Genomic DNA, 18099 nt, shown 5'->3' on the forward strand with positions numbered 1-18099 from the left:
GCTGGGCAGACGCACTGACTGATCCAGCCAGGCTTGAACGCGTGGGCGGAAAATCCGCCCACCCTACGGTATCATGGCTGACCAGTTTGACGGATGCCAGCATGCCTACCACTTCCCCGACCGCTCCCCCGACCGCTGCGCGCGCCCTGCGCGCCCTCCAGCTCGCCCAGCGCGTGCACGCCATCGAACCCTTCCGGGTCATGGAAATGGTGAAGGCCGCGGGCGACATGAAGCGCAGCGGCACCGACGTCATCAGCATGAGCGTGGGCGAGCCGGATTTCGGCGCGCCCGAGATCGTCGCCCATGCCGCGATGCGGGCGATCCAGGCCGGCGCTACCCAATACACCGACTCGCTCGGCCTGCGCGAGCTGCGCGAGGCGATCTCCGGCCACTACGCCGCGGTCCATGGGCTGGACATCGATCCGGGCCGCATCGTGGTCACCGCCGGCGCCTCGGCCGGCCTGCTGCTGGCCTGCGCGGCGCTGGTGGACGAGGGCGACGAAGTCCTGATGCCCGATCCCTGCTACCCCTGCAACCGGCATTTCGTGGCGAGCTTCGGCGGCACGCCGGTGCTGGTGCCGGCATCGAGCGAAGACCGCTACCAGCTCGGCGCCGCCCACGTTGAGGGGCACTGGGGCCCGCACACCCGCGGCGTGCTGGTCGCATCTCCCTCGAACCCGACCGGCACCTCGATGACGCCGCAGCAGCTGCGCGCGATGCTGGCCGCGGTGCGCGCCCGTGGTGGCTTTGCCATCATCGACGAGATCTACCAGGGCCTGAGCTACGGCCACAAGCCGCTGAGCGCACTGGCGCTCGACCCCGACGCGATCACCGTGAACAGCTTCTCGAAATACTTCAGCATGACCGGCTGGCGCCTCGGCTGGCTGGTGGTGCCGCAGGCGCTGGTACCGGTGTTCGAGAAACTGGCGCAGAACCTGTTCATCTGCGCGCCCACCATCGCCCAGCAAGCCGCGCTGGCCTGTTTCACGCCCGAGGCGCTTGCCATCTACGAGGAGCGCCGGCTGGCCTTCCAGCGTCGGCGCGACCTGTTGGTGCCGGCCCTGCGCGCGCTCGGCTTCACGGTGCCGGTGATGCCCGACGGCGCCTTCTACGTGTATGCCGACATCGCGTCGGTCGCGCATCCGCACTGCGGCGACAGCAACGCCTTCGCCTGGTCGCTGCTGCGCGAGGCGGGCGTGGCGATCGTGCCGGGTGACGACTTCGGCGTGGCGGCGCCGCAGCGGCACGTGCGCTTTTCCTACGCCACGCGGCTGGAACGGATCGAAGAGGCGCTGGCGCGCCTGGAGCGCTTCCTCGGCTAGCGCGCTGTCGCGGGCCAGCGGTCCGCACTGCCCGCCACCAGCGCCAGCAGGGCATCGGGCGCCGCTGGCTTGACCAGGTACTGGTCGAAACCGGCCGCCAGCGCGCGTTCCCGGTCCTCGCCCTGCCCGTAGCCGGACAGTGCGATCGCGAACGGCGTCCTGGAGGCAAGGCCGGCGCGCAGTCGCCCGATGACCTCCATGCCGTCCAGGCCGGGCAAGCCGATATCGCAGATCAGGACCTCGACCGGCCGCGCCTGCGCCGCCGCCAGTCCCGCATGTCCATCGTAGGCGACCGTCACCTCGTGCCCGGCCAGTTCGAGCAGGATGCGCAAGGTATCGCAGGCGTCGCGGTTGTCCTCGATCAGGAGGATGCGGCAGGCGCGCGGCGCCGCCTCCGGCGCATCGCTGGCCTCAAGCGCCGTTGGCGCGCCGCGCAGCAGCGGCAGGCGCACCGTGAAGCTGCTGCCGCGCCCCTCCCCGTCGCTCTCGGCGACCACCGTCCCGCCGTGCATGCCAACCAGGTTGCGCACCACGTTCAGCCCGATCCCGAGGCCGCCCTCGGACCGGGCCAGCGAACGCGGGCCCTGGATGAACAGGTCGAAGATCTGCGGCAGCATGTCGAGGGCGATGCCGGCGCCGTCGTCGCTGAGCCGGACGACCGCTTGCTGCTCCTCGCGCCACGCACGCAGCGCGATGCGGCCGCCATCGCCCGTGTACTTGGAGGCATTGCCGAGCAGGTTGGCGAATACCTGGGTCAGGCGCACCGGATCGCCGTCGATGGCGAGCGGCTCGCCGGGCAGTTCCAGCGCCAGCCGCTGACCGCGCTCGCGGATGCGTGGCGCGACCGTTTCGAGCGCCTGGTCGAGCACCTCGGCCAGCGCAAGCGGCCGCAGGGCCAGGGTGATCTTGCCGCTGCTGATGCGGGCGGCATCGAGCAGGTCGTCCAGCAGGCGTGCCATGTGGTCGACCTGGCGCCGCACCACGCCCGCCACCTGGGCAAGTTGGGGCGAGCCCCCGCCCAGGCTGACGAGCAGGCTGGCGGACATGCTGAGCGGCGCCAGCGGATTGCGCAGCTCGTGCGCCAGCATGGCGAGGAATTCGGTCTGGCGGCGGTTGGTCGCCTCGGCCAGGTCGCGCAGCGATTGCGCGCTGACGGTCGCCATCACCAGGTGCTCGTTGGCCTCGCGCAGCTGCTCGACCTGCAGTTCCAGCCGTTCGCGTTCGCGCGCCAGGATGCGCGCATGTGACAGCTCGGCCTCGAGCGCGGCGATGCGCGCCTGCAGCGCTTCCCTGTCTGCCTGGGAACGTTGGCCGGATCCGCCGTGCGCGTCGTCAAACGTTCCCATGCCCGTTCTCATTCGTCCGGACCAGCGCGGTAGGCGGACCCGAACAGTACCCCGTCGACGGGCGCTGCAATCGGCTCGATCTCGAGTCCGTCCTCCGTGATCCGGTACTCGCGCACGTCATGGCTATGGCTGCTGCCACGCACCTTGACCACTGCCATGTACCTGCGCACCTGGCCATCGACTTCGGCGTAGCGCATGCCAACCATCGCATCCGTGATATACGCCATGTCGGGACGGGTGTAGTTCATGTTGTACGCGTGTTCGTCGAGGCCGATGGTCACCAGGGCCGATACCCCGCGCTTGGCCAGGCTGCAAAGCAGGCGGAACACCCCGTCGCGCAGGTCGCGCCGGCACTCGGGCGCCAGGTAGAGCGACAGTTCCGACAGCGAATCGATGACCACCCGGCTGGCGCTGCTGCGCGCAATAGCCTGCATCAGCTCGTCTTCCAGTTCCTCGAGGGTCAGGTCCACCATCCGGCTCTCGACCACGCTGACCCGCCCGGACTGGACCATGGTTGCCAGTTCGGCGTTGCGCAGGCGCGAGGTGCCTTTTTCAAAGCACATCAGTACCCCGGTCTCGCCGCACGCGACGCCGACTTGCAGGAAGCGGGTGCCGAGGATGGTCTTGCCGGAACCGGTCGGGCCGATGACGAGCAGCGAATGGCCTTGCGGAAGGCCGCCGTGCAGCAGTTCGTCCAGGCCGGGGGTGCCGGTCGGGATGCGGCGCGGATTGGCATCGACCGCCGTGCCCGGCAACCGGTCGGCAGCCAGGGGCGGCAGCAGGCGCGGGTAGACACGCAGGCCGTCATCAGTGATGCGAAAGCTGTGCGTACCGCTCATGTGGGCCTGGCCGCGCATCTTGACGATGCGGATCTTGCGCACGCTGGCATCGCGTTCGGTCTGCTGGCTCAGCGCGATCATGCCGTCGGCCACCGTCATGATCGGATTGGTCTCGGTATCGTCGTGCTGGTATTCGCCGATCAGGAAGGTGGTCGCCATCCAGCTGGTCATGCGGGTGCCGAGTTCCTGCACGAAGTGCTGCAGGTCGCTCATGCCCTCGTTGCCGTTGCGCGCGGTCTGGATCACGGAACGGAAGGAATCGACAAACACCAGGCCGGGGGCGAAGTCCTCGACTTCCCGCGTGATACGCTCGAGCACGCCGTTGAAATCGCCGGCGCGCAGGTCGCCTGCGAGGTTGACATAGCGGATCACGCTGCCGACCTTGTCCATGTCGAAGAAGGAATACTGCTGCTGGTAGCGCAGCATCTTCAGCGGCGGCTCGCCCAGCACGGTGAAGAACAGCGCGCGCCGCTGCGCACTGGCAAGCGCAAACATGATCTGGTGCGCCATGGTCGTCTTGCCGCAACCCGGAGAACCGGTGATCATGTTGAACGAAAACTCATTCAGGCCACCACCCAGCAGGATATCGAGCCCGGGTACACCAGTTTTCAATTTCCCCAAGCTTACTTTGTCGCTCATCTATTTCTGCTCCTGTGCATGCGTCTGCTGGCCTGCGGCACATTCCGCAGTGGTCGTTGCCGACGCGAGCAGGCGCTCGGTCAGCCCCTCACCGATCAGCGTGGCAAGCAATTGGGTGAAGGTGCGCAGCAAGGCCTCATTGGCTGCGCTCGCGCGCGCGGCGTCGACCGAGGCCAGGCGTTCTTGCAGCGCGGTAAAGAGCTGCTCGGGCGAGCGGCAAGGCTGCGGCGGGACCATCCATGCATGCTCGGGACCCACCACGTGGCAGGCACGGCCGAACAAAGCACAAAAGCCGCTTTCGCCGATCAAGGGGCACAAATGCTGCGCGATACGCCGCCATGGCGAGAGCCAGGCGGAGCTAGCGGTAAGCTGTGCCGGCATGCCATTGCTAGTCATCGTGGTTGTATTGAGGAACAATTCATGCCAGTGTGCGTGGCCGATGTCCCGACACGGGGCATCGACAGGGTCGACCGTACAAGCCACATTATAGCTTGGGAGGCTTGGCACGCTGACCGATTTGCAATTTTCTTCCCATGTCTTTTTACGGCGTCAAACAAGTATTCCCGCTAAGATACATATCGCCGCGCCTTTGCGCTCATCCACGTCGGGTTACCATGAACATCAAGAAGCTGGTTTCCGCCCTGCCGGCGGTGTGCATCCTGTTTTGCATTGCGCTGGAGCCGGCCACGGCTGCCGGCGCGGACGCGTCCACCACCGACCTCCGGTTCCAGGCGATCCATACGAAGGAGTGGCAGTGGCGCATCGCCCAGCGCCTTGCGCGCGAGCCGAACGATAGCGGCGTCAGCCCGGCGCTGGCGCGGGTCGACGCGGCGGCACAGGAGGCGCGGCGCGCCTACTGGGAAGGCATCCTGGCCGAACTCGATGCGCTCCAGCCGGACGCGCTGTCGCCCGCCGAGCGGCTCAACCATGCCGTCTACCGCGCCCAGATCGCGGCCCTGCTCGATGCCCAGCGCTTCCGCGAATACGAGCAGCCGGTCAACGCCGACAGCGCATTCTGGACCGACGCCAGCTACGCCGCGCGGCGCCCGCTGCGCAGCCTGGACGACTACCGCAACTACCTGCGCTTGCTGGAAGCCCTGCCCGATCACTTCGCCCAGCAGACCGCGAACATGCGCGCGGGCCTGGCGCGCGGCTTCACACCGCCGCGGGTAACCCTGGCCGGGCGCGACATCGCGCTGGTGTCGGTAGCCGAGGCGCGCAAGGCCGAGGACACGGTGTTCTTCACGCCGTTCAGGAACATGCCGTCCTCGCTGCCGGCGGCCGAACAGGATGCCCTGAAGGCGCATGCGGCGACCCTGATCCGCGAGGCGGTGCAGCCGGCCTATGCGAAGTTGCTAAGCTTCTTCCGCAACGAATACCTGCCGCGGGCGCGCACCACCCTGGCGGCCGAGAGCATGCCCGGCGGGAAAGCGTATTACCAGTCGAAGATCCTCGAATACACGACCACCCGCCTGAGCGCCGAACAGATCCACGCCATCGGCCTGGCCGAAATGGCCAGGATCCGCGCCGAGATGCACGCGACCATGGCGCAGGCCGGATTCGAGGGCGAGCTGCCGGCCTTCCTGCAGTTCCTGCGCACCGACCCGCAGTTCTACGCGAAGACGCCGAAGGAACTGCTCATGCACGCGGCCTGGACCGCGAAGAAGTTCGACGCCAAGGCCGACCAGTACTTCGGCTACCTGCCGCGGCGCCGCTTCGCGATCCTGCCGGTAGCGGATGACCAGGCGCCCTTCTACACGGCCGGCCGCGGCGGCCCCGGCGCTTATTGGGTCAACACCTACAACCTGCCCGCGCGTCCCCTGTACAGCCTGCCGGCATTGACGCTGCACGAATCGGCCCCGGGCCATGCCTTCCAGATGCCGGTGGCCCAGGAACAGAAGGGCGTGCCGCCCTTCCGCCGCGCCTACATCTCGGCCTTCGGCGAAGGCTGGGCCCTGTATGCCGAGCGCCTGGGTGTGGAGATGGGCATCTACGAGACGCCTTACGAGCACTTCGGCATGCTCAGCTACCAGGCCTGGCGCGCGGCGCGCCTGGTGGTCGACACCGGCATCCACGCCAAGGGCTGGACCCGCGAGCAGGCGCAGGCCTACCTGATGGAGAATACGGCGCTCGCCAGGCACGAGGTGGAAACGGAAGTGGACCGTTATATTTCCTGGCCGGGCCAGGCGCTGTCCTACTACCTGGGGCAGATGGCGATCCAGGAAGCGCGCGCACGGGCGGAACAGGCCCTGGGCCCGACATTCGACATCCGCCACTTCCACGACACCGTGCTGCAACTGGGCTCGGTGCCGCTGCCGGTGCTGCAGCAGCGGATCGACGCCTTCATCGCGGACGGCGGACCCAGTCCGTATCCGGCGGCGCCGTGAACGTGCTCAGCGCAACCTGAACTTCAGCTGGAACGAGATGCCGCCGTACAGGCGGTCGCGGTAGCTCGGAATGATGCCAAGGTTCAGGCCGACCCGCCCGTACTCGTAGGTGAGGGTCGGGATCGCCGCCGGGAACCAGCCGCCGTCGCGCATCTTCGGGTAGCCGTCGAAGGCGGCCAGCGCCAGGCCCAGGCGCACCGGCCCCAGCGCGTAGGGCTGCCAGATCAGGCCTGCATAGTTCGACCAGCGCCGGTCGCTGTTGTAGAAGCGGCCGGCGGTGGCCGCCATGGTGCCGCTGAAACGGTATTCCGCGCCCAGGCCCTTGTTGGCGCCGTTCAGGTCCTTGTCGCTGTCGAAGTGGGCGGTGGCGAAGCCGGTGTCGAGCCAGAATTCGCTGGCCGGGGCGGCCTCGATCTTCGTGAACAGCCCGCCCTCCTGGGCCTGGACCAGCGGCGCGCAGCAGGCCAGCAGCAGCGCAATAGAGGAAGGACGCATCAGTCGTCGGCTTTCGGGTCGAGATCGGGGAACATCACTTCGGTGAAGCCGAAGCGGGAAAAGTCGCGGATCCGCATCGGATACAGGATGCCGTGCAGGTGGTCCACTTCGTGCTGCACCACGCGCGCATGGAAGCCCTCGGCATCGCGCACCACCGGCCGGCCGTACTGGTCGGCGCCTTCGTAGTGCAGCCTGGTGTAGCGCGGCACGCTGCCGCGCAGCCCGGGCACCGACAGGCAGCCCTCGAAGCCCTCTTCCATGTCGTCCGACAGCGGCGTGAGCACCGGGTTGATCAGGACCGTCTCGGGCACCGGCGGCGCATCCGGATAGCGGCCGTTCCTGGCGAAACCGTAGATCACGAGCTGCAGGTTGACGCCGATCTGCGGCGCCGCCAGCCCGGCACCGTTGGCCGCATGCATGGTGTCGAACATGTCCTGCACCAGGGCGTGCAGCGCGGGCGTGTCGAAGGCGCGCACCGGCTCGGCCACCCGCAGCAGGCGCGGGTCGCCCATGCGCAGGATCGCGCGCACGCTCATGGCGCCGCCGCCAGCAGTGCGTCGAGGCTGGCGCGCAGCCCCTCGGCCGTCTCCGGGTGCTTCAAGCCCATGGCCAGGGTCGCCTGCAGGTAGCCCAGCTTGGAGCCGCAGTCGTAGCGCCGGCCGGCATAGCGGTAGGCCAGCACGCGCTCGGCGCGCATCAGCGAGGCGATGCCGTCGGTCAGCTGGATCTCGCCGCCGGCGCCGGTGCCGAGGTTTTCCAGGTGACCGAAGATTGAGCCGGACAGCACGTAGCGCCCGACCACGGCCAGCGTCGATGGAGCCACTTCGGGCGCCGGTTTCTCGACGATCCCGGAGACCAGCTCCAGCCCCTCACGGTAGCTCGAGGCGCTGACCACGCCGTACTGGCGGGTGTGCTCGCGCGGCACGTCCTGCACCGCCAGGATGCTCGAGCGCTCATAGGCATACAGCTCGGTCATCTGGGCCAGTACCGGTTTGGTGCCCGGATCGGTGTCCATGAAGTCGTCCGCCAGCAGCACCGCGAATGGCTCGTTGCCGATCACCGGACGCGCGCACAGCACCGCGTGGCCGAGGCCCAGGGCGGCCGGCTGGCGGATGTAGATGCAGTTGACGTTCTTCGGGATCACGCCGCGCACCACGTCGAGCAGGGCCTGCTTGCCGTGCGCTTCCAGCTCGGCTTCGAGTTCGTAGGCCTTGTCGAAATGGTCTTCGATGGCGCGCTTGTTGCGGCCCGTGATGAAGACCAGCTCGGTGATGCCGGCCGCCACCGCTTCCTCGACGGCATACTGGATCAGGGGCTTGTCCACGATCGGCAGCATTTCCTTGGGCTGCGCCTTGGTGGCGGGCAGGAAGCGGCTGCCGAGGCCGGCGACGGGGAAGACGGCTTTGCGAATGAGTGTCATACGGTTTTCCAGTTCATTGTCCTAACAGGGCGAGCAGGCCCGTTTCGTCGAGCACGGTCACGCCCAGCTCCTCGGCCTTGGCCAGCTTGCTGCCCGCTTCCGCGCCCGCCACCACGTAGGAGGTTTTCTTCGAGACCGAGCCCGACACTTTGCCGCCGGCCGCTTCGATCAGCGCGCCCGCGGCGTCGCGGCTCATGGTCGGCAGGGTCCCGGTCAGCACGAAGGTCTTGCCGCTCAGCGGCCCCTGGACCGGTGCCGCGTCCTCCGGCAGCTGGGCCAGCAGCTCGGCGCGCAGTGCTGCCAGCGCCGCCACCCCCTCCCGGTTGCCGGGCTGCTGCATCCATTCCTCCAGCGCGCCAGCGACGCCGGCCGGCAGGCCGAACACACCGAACACGTTCAGGTGGGCCAGCGACGCCAGGCTCTGGCCGGCGCCCAGCAGCTGGCGCGCACGCGGCTCGGTCAGTTTCGGGATGCCGAGCGCCGCCAGCAGGTTCGCTTCGTCCAGTTTCTCGCGCAGCCCGGCGCGTGGCGCGTGCTCGCCCTGCGGCGCCACGCCGGCCGCCAGCAGGGCGTCGATCGCGCGCTGGTTCCGTTCTTCGGCGAAGAAGTCGGCGATGGCGTCGGCCACGGTGCCGCCGATGTCGGGCAGCACGCGCAGCAGCGCGCTCGGGGCGCGCCGCACCAGCTCGAAGCGGCCCAGCCAGTCGGCCAGGGTCTTGGCGGTGGACTCGCCCACGTGGCGGATGCCGAGCGCGAACAGCAGGCGCTCGAGCGGCGGATGCCGGCTGGCCGCAATCGCCGCCAGCAGGTTCTCGGCCCACTTGGTGGCCACCTTTCCCGGCTTGGCACCAGCTTTGAGCACCGGACTGGCAGGGTTGGCCAGTTCGTCCGTGGCGGCGTCGCGCTCGTCCGCCAGGCGCTTCATGGCCAGCAGGTCCTCGAGCGTGAGGCGGTACAGGTCCGCCACGCCGTGGATCAGGTCGCACTCGACCAGGCTGTCGATGTAGCGGTCGCCCAGGCCTTCGATGTCCATCATGCGCCGACCCGCAAAATGCCGGATCGCTTCCTTGCGCTGGGCCGCGCAGCTCAGCCCACCGGAGCAGCGCGCCACCGCCTCGCCTTCCTCGCGCACGACATGCGAGCCGCATACCGGACAGGTCTGCGGCAGCCGGTAGCGCGGCGGCTCCGGCGCCGGGCGGCGCTCCAGCACCACCGACAACACTTCGGGAATCACGTCGCCGGCGCGGCGCACGATCACCGTATCGCCCACCCGCACGTCCTTGCGCAGCACTTCGTCCTCGTTGTGCAGGGTGGCATTGGTGACCGTGACCCCACCCACGGATACCGGCTGCAGGCGCGCCACCGGCGTGATGGCGCCGGTGCGGCCCACCTGCACGTCGATCGCCGCCACCGTGGTCAGCGCTTCCTCGGCCGGGAACTTGTGGGCCAGCGCGAAGCGCGGCGCGCGCGAGACGAAGCCAAGCAGCGCCTGGTCGGCCACGCGGTCCACCTTGTACACCACGCCGTCGATCTCATAGGGCAGCGCGCTGCGCTTTTCCCCGATGCTGCGGTAGAAGCCGAGCAGGCCTTCGCAGCCACTTACAACGGCGCGCTCCTTCGATACCGGCAGGCCGAGGCGTTCGAACCAGTCCAGCACACCGGAATGGGTGTCCGGCGCCGCGGCGCCTTCCAGCACCCCGATGCCGTAGGCGAAAAAGCGCAGCTTGCGCTGGGCCGTGATGCGCGCGTCGAGCTGGCGCAGGCTGCCGGCGGCCGCGTTGCGCGGGTTCGCGAATTCCTTCTGGCCGGCCTCGCGCTGGCGCGCGTTCAGGCGCGCGAAGTCGTCCTTGAACATCAGCACTTCGCCGCGCACCTCGAGCACGGACGGCACGCCGGCGCCATGCAGGCGCAGCGGAATCACGCGCACCGTGCGAATGTTCGCCGTCACGTCCTCGCCGGCATAGCCGTCGCCGCGGGTGGCCGCCTGCACGAACACGCCGTTCTCGTAGCGCAGGCTAATCGCCAGGCCATCGAACTTCAGCTCGGCCGAGTACGCAACCTGGCGCGCCTCCAGGCCCTCGCGCACGCGGCGGTCGAAGTGTTCCACGTCCTCGTCGGCGAAGCCGTTGTTCAGCGAGAGCATCGGCAGCGCGTGCGTCACGCCCTTGAACTCGGGAATCGGCGCGGCGCCCACGCGCGAGGTGGGTGAATCGTTCTTTACCGCCTGCGGCCAGGCGCTTTCCAGCTCCTGGAGTTCGCGGAACAGGCGGTCGTACTCGGCGTCCGGAATCGTCGGCGCGTCCAGCACGTGGTAGTTGTAGATGTGGCGGTTCAGCTCCTCGACCAGCCAGGCCATGCGCTGCTGGACGTCATGCGGGACAGTCACTTGCCGGCCTCAGACGAACAGGCGCAGCGCGCGGGTCGAGCCGGCCGGGATGTCGGCCGCTTCCATCTCCTGGTAGAACTCGGCCACCTGGCCCTTGATCTCGTCCAGCGCGGCGTCCGACAGCGGCTGGTCGAAGTCGTCGACCACGGTCGCGTCCAGGCGCTGGGTGAGCGCGTGCGCGCACTTGACCATGGCGCCGAAGCCGTCGCGCTCGGGCGCCACGCAGGGCACGTCGAGCAGCAGGGTCAGGCGCGCGGTGGTATCAGCGCCCAGCGTGACGTTGGTGCTGAGCGTGAACAGCACGCCCCCTGCCCCGTCGGGCATCGAGAAGCGGCCGTCCGGGCGCACGTCGAAGCCCTGGTTTTCCAGCGCGCCGATCAGGGTCGAGATCGCCCACGGGGCGCCGTTGGCGGCCAGGTTCACGCCCAGCTGGGCGTCATGTCCGGCCACGAAGCGGTGCAGGGTGCGCGCCTCGCTCATCACGTCGATCATGTCCGGCACCTCGGCTTCGGCGCCGATCTCGTCGGCAACGCTGCGCAGGCGCGTCACCAGTTCCGAATATTCGATCTCGTTCAGGGCCGTGGTACGGGTCGCGAGCTGCACGCCGGCCTGCAGCTTGGTGTACACGCCGCCGTGCACGATCGGTTCCCAGTCGCCGTTGACCGCGACGCCGATGTAGTGGATCGGCTTGTTGCCGACCCGGCGCAGCTTCTGCAGCGCCGGCAGGATACGGTCGCCACGCAGCGCGCCCTCGAAGTTGAGCGGGATGATGCAGTCGATCAGCGGATCGACCAGGCTCTCGGCCACTTCGGCCGGCGGCATGTCGGGACGTGCGCCCGGCAGCGCGGCGATGCCGGTGGGCGCGCGCGCCGCACCGGCCACCGGTGCCGGCGCCGCCGTCTCGCGCGGCGCAGCACCCGCGGCCGCCCCGCCCGCCGTGGCGTCCGGCGCCGGCGCATCGAGGTCGAGCACCGGTTCCTGGCGCAGGACCGGGCTGCCCTCGCCCAGGTCGGGTTCCGCCGGCGCGTCCTCGCCGCGCATCAGCACGTCGTCGTGGTCGGAGGCGAAGGCGCGCTCGACGCTCTTGCGGGCCTTGTATTCCTGCCACTTGTTGTACGAGAAGACACCGGCGACGAACACGCCGGCGCCCACGATCAGGCTCATCTGGAAATCAGTCATGCTGCTTGTGCCTCAGTAGCGAAATGCGCGGCGGACTCCATGTCCACCGCCACGATGCGCGATACGCCCTGCTCCTGCATCGTCACACCGATCAGTTGATTGGCCATCTCCATCGCGATCTTGTTGTGCGAGATGAAGAGGAATTGGGTATGGTCCGACATGCGCTTGACCATGCGGCAGAAGCGCTCGGTGTTCGCGTCGTCCAGCGGCGCGTCGACCTCGTCCAGCAGGCAGAAGGGGGCCGGGTTCAGGCGGAACATCGAGAACACCAGCGCGGTCGCCGTCAGTGCCTTTTCTCCGCCCGACAGCAGGTGGATGGTGGCGTTCTTCTTGCCCGGCGGCTGGGCCATCACCTGCACTCCGGCGTCGAGGATTTCGTCGCCGGTCATCACCAGCTTCGCGTTCCCGCCGCCGAACAGGATCGGGAACAGCTCCGAGAAATGGGTGTTGACCTGGTCGAAGGTATCCTGCAGCAGGTCGCGCGTCTCGCGGTCGATGCGGTGGATCGCGTCTTCCAGCGTGGCGATCGCTTCCTGCAGGTCGTTGTTCTGCGCATCGAGGTAGCCCTTGCGTTCGGCCGCCTGCGCCAGTTCATCGACGGCCGCCAGGTTGACCGCGCCGAGCCCGGCGATGGCATTGCCCAGGCGCGTCACCTCGGCCTGCAGGGCCTGCGGTTTCATGTCGGGCGTGAGCTTGTCGCGCAGTTCGGACTCCACCGCGCCGGTGGCGGCCAGCGCCTCGGCGAACTGTTCCTGGTTCAGGCGCGCGGCCTGCTCCTTCAACTGCAGTTCGGTGATGCGGTCGCGCTGCGGCTGCAGGCTGCGCTCGTTCCCCATGCGCAGCTCCTCGAACTGGCGCAGCTGCTGGGTGATCTGGTCGAGTTCATGGCGGGCGTCGGCCAGCGCGCGCTCCTGCGTGCTGCGCCGCTCCAGCAAGTCCTGCAGGCCCTCGTGGGCGGTGCCGGCTTCCAGCGCGTCGAGTTCCAGGCGTCCCGCGCCAAGGCTGGCGGCAACCTGCTCGGCCTGGCTGGCGGCGGTGGCGATGTTGCGGCGCAGTTCCTCGATCCGGCTGCGCTGGGCGCGCTCGGCGAACTGCGCCTCCTGCGATCCGCGTTCCAGGTCGCGCAGCTTCTGGCGCGCCTCGGCCAGCATCCCTTCCTTTTCCAGGAAGGCACCCTGGCCATCCTCGTGGCTGCCCTGCAGTTCGGCCAGTTCCATGTCGAGCTGCTCGAACTCCTGTTCCGCCTCGTGGGCGGCCTGGCGCTGCTCGGCTTCCTGGGCCGCGATCTCGGTCAGGTCGGCCGCGATCTGGCCGCTGCGCTGGTTGAAGCGGGCCTCGATCTCGCTCTGCTTGAGCACCTCGATCTGCAGCGCATGCACTTCGCGCTGCAGGCCGGCGACGCGCTGGCGCGCATCCTGCACGCGCCTGGCCAGTTCGCCCTGCGCGGCATCGGCGCGGGTGGCGCGGGTCTTCGCGTCGTCCAGCAGCAGGGCCTGGGCACGCAGCTGCCTGGCCGTGTTGTCGATCTCGTGCTGGCGCGCCAGCATGCCGTCCTGCTCCGCATCGGGGGCATGAAAGCGTACGCTCGACCGGGTCACCAGGTGGCCCTGGCGCGTCACGAACGCGCCGCCCTGCGGCAGCCGCGCACGATCGGCAAAGGCTCCCTGGGCATCCTCGGCCACGTAGACCCCGTGCAGCCAGTCGTTCAGCACGCCGCGCAGGCCCGGGTCGTTCAGGCGCAGCAGGCTGGCGAAGGGTTTCAGGCCGGCGCTCTCCGCCTGGGCGGGCGCGGCGGGGGCTGGCGCATACATCGCCAGGCGCGCCGGCGGCGCGTCGCCGACGAAGGCCTTGGCCCAGTCGAGGTTCGACAGTTCGAGCGCGCCCGCGCGCTCGCGCAGCACGGCTTCCAGCGCGGTTTCCCAGCCCGCTTCGATGTCGAGCTTCTGCCACAGGCGCGGCAGGCCCGCCAGTTCATGCTTGTCGAGCCAGGGCTGGACCTTGCCCTGGGTTTGCACCCGTTCCTGCACCTGGCGCAGCGCCGCCAGGTGCGCTTCCAGCCGCGCGCTGGCCGCGGATTCGTGCTGCACCTGGGCGTGGGCCTCGCGGCGCTCCTGTTCCACCGCTTCCTGGCGCGCCGTGGCTTCTTCCAGCAGCATGCTCTGCTCTTCCAGCGCGAGCTGCTTTTCCTCGGCCTGCATGCGCAGTTCGTCGAGGGTGGCGCTGTCGGGCAGGTTCAGGCTGTTGCGCTCGTGCTGCAGGCGTTCGCGCCGCGCCGCCAGGCCGCTCAGGATGCTGGCGGCATTGCGCTGGTGGGCGCTGGCCAGTTCGATGCGCTGCTGCACGCCCATGATGCGGGCCCGCGCCTCGTTCGTGCGTTCCTGGGCCAGGCGCCAGGCGGCCTCCAGTTCGGGCACCCGTTCGGCCTGGGCCTCGACGGCGATCTGGGCGCCTTCGGCGCGCGCGCCGAGTTCTTCCAGCGTGAACTCGGCCTCGCCCAGCTGCTCCTCGTAGTCGGCGCGCTGGGCCAGCCAGGTGTCGCGCTGGGCCGTGAGCGTGCCGAGCTGGTTCTGCAGGCGCGTGCGCGACTCGACCACGAACTTGATCTGCGCTTCCAGGCTGCCGATTTCGGCATTGGTCTGGTACAGCGCGCCCTGGGCCGCATGCAGCCGGTCGCCGATCGCGAAGTGCGACTGGCGCATCTGCTCGAGTTCCAGTTCGACGTTGCGCAGCTTGGCGGTCTGCGCTTCGAGCGCGGTCTGCGCTTCCTCGACCTCGCGGAAGTAGCGCAGCTGTTCGGCCTGCGCCTCGTTCTTGCGCAGCAGCCAGAGCAGCTTCTGTTTTTCTTCCTGCTCCGCCTGCAGTCCGTGGAAGCGGGTCGCCACCGCGGCCTGCGCTTCCAGCTTTTCCAGGTTGGCGTTCAGCTCGCGCAGGATATCTTCCACGCGCAGCAGGTTCTCGCGCGTGTCCGACAGCCGGTTCTCGGTCTCGCGGCGGCGCTCCTTGTACTTGGACACGCCGGCGGCTTCCTCGAGGAACACGCGCAGCTCTTCCGGGCGCGACTCGATGATGCGCGCGATCATGCCCTGGCCGATGATGGCATAGGCGCGCGGTCCGAGGCCGGTACCGAGGAAGATGTCCTGGATGTCGCGCCGGCGCACCGGCTGGCCGTTGATGTAGTAGGTGGAAGTGCCGTCGCGCGTGAGGGTGCGCTTGACGGCGATCTCGGCGAACTGGCCCCACTGCCCTGCCGCCTTGCCCAGGCTGTTGTCGAATACCAGCTCGACCGATGCGCGCCCGGCCGGCTTGCGCAGCGTCGAGCCATTGAAGATCACGTCCTGCATCGACTCGCCGCGCAGCTCGGAGGCCTTGGATTCGCCCAGCACCCAGCGCACGGCATCGATGATGTTCGACTTGCCGCAGCCGTTCGGGCCGACCACGCCGACCAGTTGGCCGGGCACCTGGAAATTGGTGGGATCGACGAAAGACTTGAATCCCGACAATTTGATGGATGAAAGGCGCACGTTGCTTCGGCTGGGCTAGGGAATCGTCAAAGGCCCCATCATACCATCTGTTGCTTGCATTTCGGCCAAGAATGCGCCCACCCGCCGCGCGCGGATCTCAGCCGGCGTGCGCCAGGCCATGCAAGGAATCGTTCATCGCGGCTTCGCCCACCGCCTGGGTCAGCACGCGGCCGACCACGCCCTCCGGCGCCAGCACCCGGATGCTGCCGCTGCGGAAGGCGTCCAGCAGGCGTTCGGCCGGCAGCGAAAAGGCTTCCTGGCTGCTGCTGCCGGCGAAAATGAACAGCGTGCGCAGCGGACTGACCCAGGCCAGGCGCAGCTTGCGCACGCCAGTCTCGCCCCGCAGCTCGAAGCGCATGCCGCGCTCGAGCGCCGCCAGCTGGGCCGCCGCCGGGTCACGCGCCGCGTCCTCGTCGGCCGCGCCGGCCTGCTCCAGCGCGATGCGGTGCAGCGCGTCCTGCTGGGCGGCCTCCACCGCCAGCTCCAGCTGGCGCTCGGGCGAGAGCTCGAGCGGCGCGCGCACGATCGAAGCGTGGTACTCGGCCAGTTCGGCAAAGAACTGGAGGCGCTCGGCGTCCTGCCACTTGACCGCATCCAGCCACCGGTTGAGGGCGGCCAGCAGCGCCGGCAGGCGCTTGATGAGCGCCTGGCGCTGTTCCTGGGTGGCTTTCGGCTTCACGCTCCAGATCAGGTCGTCCATGGCGCGGGTGGCGTTCTCGACCGCGCCCGGCTTGCCCTCCTCGATGGTGTAGGCCAGGGTCAGCACCGGGGTCCAGCGCTGTTCCAGGAAGCTGCTCACCAGGGCCACCACCTGCCCGCCGGCCAGGGCCAGGCGGTGCGCGACCGCCTTGTGCGCCGAGCGGGCCGCGGCCGCGGCCTTTTCCTGGCGCGTGGCGCGCGCGATCGGCCCGGCAATGGCGGCCTGCTCGGCCTGCTCGCGCTCGGCGATGCCCGCTTCCAGCTCGGCCACGGCCGCGGCGAAGGCCTGCACGCTGTCCCCTGGCCGGGCTGCGCCGCGCACCTTGTCGACGCCGCGCCGCATGGCGCGGTAGAGCGGGTCCTCAGGACTGGCGCCCTGGCCCCAGCCGGCCTGGGACAGCAGGTCGAGCATGCGCCGCGCCGGGTGCGTCTCTTCAAAGAAGAAACTGCGGTCCTTGAGCGCCGCGCGCAGCACCGGCACCTGCAGGAAGGCGATCAGCTCGCGCGTCTCCTGCGGGATGCCATCGTCCAGCAGCACCGCCTCGAAGATCCGCGACAGCAGGTCGAGCGTGGTCTCGTCCCCGCGCGACAGGCTGCCATGGGGCAGGCTCTGCTTCAAGCGCGGCAGGTAGAACACCTCGTGGGCGGTGGATGCGCCAGCGCCCTGGTCGGCGGGCAGGCCTGCCGCCAGGGAGTCGAGCGCCTCGGCCAGCAGGACGGAGCGCGCGGCGGCCGAGGTGGCAGCCGGATGCGCCACGGGCGCTGCGTCGCAAGCCGTGGCCGAAGCCGGAGGGCACGCCGAGCCCGGCGGGGGTCCCGCTCGCCCGGGCACGGGCGCGGCGCCGGCGCGCAGCGTGTGCGCAGGCGCCGTCGGCTGGATGGGCGCCTGCAGCGCGCCGGCGAAGCCGGGCGCCGCGCTCGGGCGCCAGCCGCCGCTACCCTGTGGCAAGTCGGGAATCAAGGGGATGTCAAGTTCGCCGCCCGCTCCCCCATGGCTGCCATCGTCGGCGCCGAATAGCTGGCGCAGCTGGCGCGAGACGGCGGCGTCGCGCCGTGCGCGGGCCGCGCGCGCGGCCGCACTGTCGTCGGTCTTGGCAAACCGCGCTTCGCCGTCGCGGCCACGGGCGGGCTTGAGCCGCTCCCCGAGGGCGTCGAGCATCGGCCCCAGCGCGAACACGATGCCGGGCCGCAGCAGCGGCAGGACCAGCGCGTGCGCGTGCGGGTCGGGCTCGAATTCCTGCCAGGCTTCGCGCAGGGCGCGCAGGAACACCTCTGGGCGGAAGGGATTCTGGCCGGCACGCACCAGTTCGCGTCCGAGCAGCAGGCCAAGGCGCACGCCCAGACCGGCCAGGCGCTCGGACTGCTGGAGATCGAAGGGCCGGCTGATCGCGGCGAAGGCCAGTTGGCTGTCGATTTCCTCCATCGGCACCAGGCTCAGGGCCTGCGGCGCTGCTTGCGCCGGTTTGGGTCCGGGCGCCAGCAGCGCGATTTCGCGACGCAGGGCGAGCTCGATCCCGGTCGAGGCCAGGTGCACGAAGGCGTAAGCATTGTCACGCAACAGGTTGCCGGAGCGGATGCGGTGCGCCGCCTCCTGCGGGGCGAGCGTGGCGTCGGTCATGTCCAGCAGGGCCGCGCTCATGCGCTTGACCATCTCCATCAGGCCATCGCCCACGTGCTGCATCGCCAGCGCGACGAGCGCATCCAGCGTCGCCTGCTGGGTGGCGGCGGCCTTGCGGACGGCAGGAGTCTGGGCAGCGTTCACGGCCTTGGACGGTAGGGAAGATCGATCGCTCTATTGTGCCACATTATTGCCACATGGCAATACCAAAGTTACCGATCCAGCTTGATCCAGTGCCGGACCGGGAC

Annotated in this window: 12 protein-coding genes; 2 read left to right on the top strand and 10 right to left on the bottom strand. The window is 69.3% G+C overall.

The genetic code is table 11. The features are described from left to right. The first annotated feature begins 101 nt into the window (after positions 1 to 101). On the top strand, positions 102 to 1322 hold the full coding sequence (locus LCI23_RS16970) for a pyridoxal phosphate-dependent aminotransferase (RefSeq protein WP_224947632.1): 1221 nt from the start codon (positions 102 to 104) through the stop codon (positions 1320 to 1322). On the opposite strand, the gene LCI23_RS16975 is transcribed toward LCI23_RS16970, so the two are convergent. Genes LCI23_RS16975 through LCI23_RS16985 form a run of 3 tightly spaced genes read right to left on the bottom strand, consistent with a single transcriptional unit; the run spans position 1319 to position 4455 of the window. After that, complete coding sequence (locus LCI23_RS16975) at positions 1319 to 2668, bottom strand: ATP-binding protein (RefSeq protein WP_224947633.1); 1350 nt, start codon at positions 2666 to 2668, stop codon at positions 1319 to 1321. The two genes, LCI23_RS16970 and LCI23_RS16975, sit on opposite strands and share 4 nt — an antisense overlap. An 8-nt stretch (positions 2669 to 2676) precedes the next feature. Beyond that, on the bottom strand, positions 2677 to 4146 hold the full coding sequence (locus tag LCI23_RS16980) for an ATPase domain-containing protein (protein WP_224947634.1): 1470 nt from the start codon (positions 4144 to 4146) through the stop codon (positions 2677 to 2679). Beyond that, the gene (locus LCI23_RS16985) at positions 4147 to 4455 is read right to left on the bottom strand and encodes a hypothetical protein (protein ID WP_224947635.1); all 309 of its coding nucleotides are present in this window, start codon (positions 4453 to 4455) and stop codon (positions 4147 to 4149) included. It abuts the gene before it with no gap. Positions 4456 to 4760: 305 nt separating this feature from the next. Between LCI23_RS16985 and LCI23_RS16990 the strand changes: the two genes are divergently transcribed. Then, positions 4761 to 6533, top strand: coding sequence for a DUF885 family protein (locus tag LCI23_RS16990; RefSeq protein ID WP_224947636.1), 1773 nt, complete (start codon positions 4761 to 4763; stop codon positions 6531 to 6533). A gap of 6 nt (positions 6534 to 6539) precedes the next feature. Here LCI23_RS16990 and LCI23_RS16995 read toward each other — a convergent pair whose 3' ends face one another. From LCI23_RS16995 to LCI23_RS17025, 7 genes are all read right to left on the bottom strand, one after another. Further along, positions 6540 to 7028 (bottom strand): hypothetical protein, encoded by a 489-nt coding sequence (locus tag LCI23_RS16995; RefSeq protein ID WP_224947637.1) that lies wholly within the window; start codon positions 7026 to 7028, stop codon positions 6540 to 6542. Continuing rightward, positions 7028 to 7564, bottom strand: coding sequence for a peptide deformylase (def, locus tag LCI23_RS17000; protein ID WP_224947638.1), 537 nt, complete (start codon positions 7562 to 7564; stop codon positions 7028 to 7030). Before def ends, LCI23_RS16995 begins: the two co-directional genes overlap by 1 nt. Further along, positions 7561 to 8448, bottom strand: coding sequence for a UTP--glucose-1-phosphate uridylyltransferase GalU (gene galU, locus LCI23_RS17005; RefSeq protein WP_224947639.1), 888 nt, complete (start codon positions 8446 to 8448; stop codon positions 7561 to 7563). The genes def and galU overlap by 4 nt, the downstream gene beginning before the upstream one ends. Before the next feature lie 13 nt (positions 8449 to 8461). Next, entirely contained in the window at positions 8462 to 10804 is a 2343-nt protein-coding gene (gene ligA / locus LCI23_RS17010; protein WP_224947668.1) for an NAD-dependent DNA ligase LigA, read from the bottom strand. Positions 10805 to 10843: 39 nt separating this feature from the next. Next, positions 10844 to 12013 carry a cell division protein ZipA C-terminal FtsZ-binding domain-containing protein gene (locus LCI23_RS17015; protein ID WP_224947640.1) on the bottom strand — a complete coding sequence of 390 codons (1170 nt, stop codon included), beginning with the start codon at positions 12011 to 12013 and terminating at the stop codon, positions 10844 to 10846. Then, on the bottom strand, positions 12010 to 15534 hold the full coding sequence (gene smc / locus LCI23_RS17020) for a chromosome segregation protein SMC (protein WP_224947641.1): 3525 nt from the start codon (positions 15532 to 15534) through the stop codon (positions 12010 to 12012). The genes LCI23_RS17015 and smc overlap by 4 nt, the downstream gene beginning before the upstream one ends. Before the next feature lie 97 nt (positions 15535 to 15631). Continuing rightward, positions 15632 to 17995 carry a DUF1631 family protein gene (locus LCI23_RS17025; protein WP_224947642.1) on the bottom strand — a complete coding sequence of 788 codons (2364 nt, stop codon included), beginning with the start codon at positions 17993 to 17995 and terminating at the stop codon, positions 15632 to 15634. Positions 17996 to 18099: the final 104 nt, after the last annotated feature.

The sequence above is a fragment of the Massilia sp. MS-15 genome, assembly GCF_020176695.1.
Taxonomy (GTDB): domain Bacteria; phylum Pseudomonadota; class Gammaproteobacteria; order Burkholderiales; family Burkholderiaceae_D; genus Telluria; species Telluria hydrophila.

Coding starts and splice junctions, on each gene's coding strand:
- LCI23_RS16970 (WP_224947632.1), top strand. CDS start 102: ATGCCTACCACTTCCCCGACCGCTCCCCCGACCGCTGCGCGCGCCCTG.
- LCI23_RS16975 (WP_224947633.1), bottom strand. CDS start 2,668: ATGGGAACGTTTGACGACGCGCACGGCGGATCCGGCCAACGTTCCCAG.
- LCI23_RS16980 (WP_224947634.1), bottom strand. CDS start 4,146: ATGAGCGACAAAGTAAGCTTGGGGAAATTGAAAACTGGTGTACCCGGG.
- LCI23_RS16990 (WP_224947636.1), top strand. CDS start 4,761: ATGAACATCAAGAAGCTGGTTTCCGCCCTGCCGGCGGTGTGCATCCTG.
- LCI23_RS16995 (WP_224947637.1), bottom strand. CDS start 7,028: ATGCGTCCTTCCTCTATTGCGCTGCTGCTGGCCTGCTGCGCGCCGCTG.
- def (WP_224947638.1), bottom strand. CDS start 7,564: ATGAGCGTGCGCGCGATCCTGCGCATGGGCGACCCGCGCCTGCTGCGG.
- galU (WP_224947639.1), bottom strand. CDS start 8,448: ATGACACTCATTCGCAAAGCCGTCTTCCCCGTCGCCGGCCTCGGCAGC.
- ligA (WP_224947668.1), bottom strand. CDS start 10,804: ATGGCCTGGCTGGTCGAGGAGCTGAACCGCCACATCTACAACTACCAC.
- LCI23_RS17015 (WP_224947640.1), bottom strand. CDS start 12,013: ATGACTGATTTCCAGATGAGCCTGATCGTGGGCGCCGGCGTGTTCGTC.